Genomic DNA, 3097 nt, shown 5'->3' on the forward strand with positions numbered 1-3097 from the left:
GGCTACCGGCGCCTAACCGTCCGCTACGAACGCCACGGCCACCTGTTCAACGCCTTCCTCGTCCTCGCCGCAGCCATCACCTGCTACAAGAAGCTCACACAACTCCCCACATGAGACACGCTCTAAGTTCCACGGGAATGGTCACAGTCACCTTCAATGCGACGGACCAATCATAGGCGGCAGCGCACCCCTGCGGTGGACGGCCGCGGCAGGCCAGCCTGCGCGTCCTTGGGCTTCCCGGTGGGTGGAGCCTAGGGGATTCGAACCCCTGACAGCCGACCCGCTCACGAACCCACCGCCCGACCTGGCAACCCGCTGACCTGAGCCTCCTCGATGATCTGCCCACAAACGACCGCAAGTTCCCGTTCGCAGCGACGTCGCTCCGCTGTTGCGGCCGTCAAGAACATCTGGGTATCGGAGGACAGATTGATCGCAGCGCAATGGGCGGTGTTCTGGTCGATCTGCTGGCGGCCGGACCAGAATCTCAACCTGATCGGGTTGCCGTCGACGCCCATGGCCGGACGGTCTCCTTTAGCAGCCATACGTACACCAGCCTGCGCGGATGGACCCAACCATCGAAAACGCAGGCTCAGCGATGACCTGAAGGTTGCCACCAAGCACACACAGGAGGCAAAGTGAAGTTCAGTTCACTCCCGAAGCGCGTGTTTGCGCTAGCCACCATGGGACTGATGGCGACCCTTCCCACAATTTCACCTGCGTCCGCCATCGACTGGGATCACGGTCCATGGCATTCCACGGACTCTTCTCCGTACGGCGCTACGGTGTACGTCGAAGAACACGATGACATCATCAAGCTATGCGACACAGAGTCAGATAAACTGCATGCCAAGGTATACATCTGGACCGGACCGACCGATAATCTAAGCCAGGTGTCATGGTTCACCGACTGGTACAATGATGGACACTGCAGTTACGAAAAGGCATCCACAGGCTACAATCTAGCCGAAAATCGGACCTACTATATACAGGTCTGTCGTGAATACAACGACGGCGACCAGGCAGACGTGAACTGCACGTCTTACACCAAGTACCACTTCTACAACGATCACTAGGTCGTTTACTTAAAGACATCAGTGATCCGGTTACAGTTTCGATTTCCGGGTTCCGTACAGCATATTTCAGGCCAGTCATGGTCAGACTGGCCGGCACACAGACCGTCTGCCGTCGTCCCGTTCTCCGCGCTGCCGGGCCAGGGTCCGGGGGAAGGTGGAGCGCCCCAGCGGACGAACGACCTTCGCCCCCTGACCCTGGTTCGGTAGATCTCCGATCGGGACGGCGGACGGGAAGCTCAGGCACCCCAAACCATCGAAGACCGTCACGGGCGCGCCCTGCGCTTCCCGGAGTCAGAGCCCCCACCGGAGGCGCGTATCCGCGACCGCACAAGTTCGGTGTCAGGGCATAAGTGGCGGCGCGGTCCCGATGGTGGTCGGTTGGCGCGGGCCGGCGAGCGTGGCGCGATGCGCGGCCCGGCGCGGTCGTCCGGTGACCGGCGCCCCCGCCGCACGCCCCAGGCGGCCTGCCGCGAGGCCACGCAGCGGCCTGACCGCCGCCGCCCCTCGATTTGAAACAGCTAAATTCAGCAATGCTCCATCCTCACGCCGTGGCCAGGCGATGGGCTCCGTCCGTGGAGGTCAAGTGGGTGGAATCCAGCCTGCGGTTGGCTGCTGAGGCGGCGGAGGGCTTCCGGGTGCTCGTTATCCGGTTAGATGTTGTTTGTGACTGCTCATGAGGTGGCTCGATCGCTGCCCGACATCGATCGGCTGCGGGATCTATGCCGGTCGGTGGCCGTGCTGGAGGCGATTTTGAGCCCCGTATGGGAGAGCCGGTATTACTCCTTCTCTGCGGACTGGTCACCGGAGGAGGAGATGGCCTCGATGAGGAACGGCTCGGGGGATGAGTACTCGATCGTCTTCTCGGCGGCTGGTGCCTATGTCCGCGGGTTCGCTCACGAGTCGGTGATGAGCCCGTATGTGAACGAGGGACCTTGGCCGGGGGTCCTGGACTCGGTTCCAGGGGTTTTCGGGTCGTGTGTCCAGGAGCCGGCTTTCTGCGACGAGACCGGACTGCCTTTGGTCACCGCGTGTCTGTGGCGCGGGACCGACGATGACCGCTGGCACGTGGGTGAGATCGACTACCCCGACGGTGAGAACGATGCCGATGGAGCGGCCCGCCTCTTCGGGCTGCTCACCGATCCTGTCCCTGAGACGTTCCAGCGCTTCGCCGAGGACTATTACCAGGTCTCGGTCGATCTGGAGGCGGTGCGTCACATCTATTCGCTGCGCCCATTGACCGAACGTGTGATCAGCACGCTGAATCCCGGGATCACCTTGGCTGACCTGGCTGAGGATCTGGACGAGGCCCGGTATCCCACTGAAATCGGCGAAGGCTGAGGAGCCTCCACCGACGCCGGTCGAATGTGCCGTGGCTGCCAAGGAGCCGTTAAATCAGCCGATACCTCCGCCCAAGACCGGCGAGGTACTCCCCACCTGGGATGAGGACTGGATGCGATCGGCCTGGACGAGGACGCCGAATCCCTACGCGTCGTGCGGTTCGGCCACCAGATCGACGCACAAGTCGTCCTGGCCGACTCGCGGCGGTGCATCGGCTACCTCCCCAAAGGCGTCGCCGAATGCCATGAAGCGGAGACGCCCGCGCAGCGTCAGCACATCGACCGCATGGCCGAAGCACTCCGCTACGAGCCGTGCCCACCGACCTGCGCGAATCCGCAAGTCGACGTCCGCAGCGTCCGGGACGGGCAGGGCGAAGATCGGGACGGCGAGGGCATCGCGACGGACGAACTGAGAGGGGGACGACGGGGCGGCCGGTGCGCTGGTGCCGGTGGCCTAATGGCCCGCTAATGGCCCGAACGCCCCCGTCCGGGAGTCGGATGGGGGCGTTTTCGCTGGTGGAGCCTAGGGGATTCGAACCCCTGACACCCGGCTTGCAAATCTGCGAGATCACCCCCGATCCGTGCCCTGACCTGCGCAACCCTTGGTCCTCAAGCGACCGCTCTTGACCCCTGGTGACCGCCGTTAATCGCACGCTAATCGCACGCCATCCGGACGACGGTTGAGTT

Annotated in this window: 3 protein-coding genes; 2 read left to right on the forward strand and 1 reads right to left on the reverse strand. The window is 63.2% G+C overall.

Translation table 11 applies throughout. From position 1 onward, the window contains the following. Nucleotides 1-284: 284 nt before the first annotated feature. Nucleotides 285-515 (reverse strand): hypothetical protein, encoded by a 231-nt coding sequence (locus J4557_RS48895; protein ID WP_208274788.1) that lies wholly within the window; start codon nucleotides 513-515, stop codon nucleotides 285-287. Nucleotides 516-689: 174 nt separating this feature from the next. On the opposite strand from J4557_RS48895, the gene J4557_RS48900 reads away from it, so the two are divergent. Both J4557_RS48900 and J4557_RS48905 read left to right on the forward strand, forming a co-directional pair. Beyond that, nucleotides 690-1073, forward strand: a complete 384-nt coding sequence (locus J4557_RS48900; protein WP_208274790.1) for a hypothetical protein — start codon at nucleotides 690-692, stop codon at nucleotides 1071-1073. Nucleotides 1074-1736: 663 nt separating this feature from the next. Further along, on the forward strand, nucleotides 1737-2411 hold the full coding sequence (locus J4557_RS48905; protein WP_307800636.1) for a hypothetical protein: 675 nt from the start codon (nucleotides 1737-1739) through the stop codon (nucleotides 2409-2411). Nucleotides 2412-3097: the final 686 nt, after the last annotated feature.

It is taken from the genome of Actinomadura nitritigenes, assembly GCF_017573545.1.
GTDB classification, from domain to species: Bacteria; Actinomycetota; Actinomycetes; order Streptosporangiales; family Streptosporangiaceae; genus Spirillospora; species Spirillospora nitritigenes.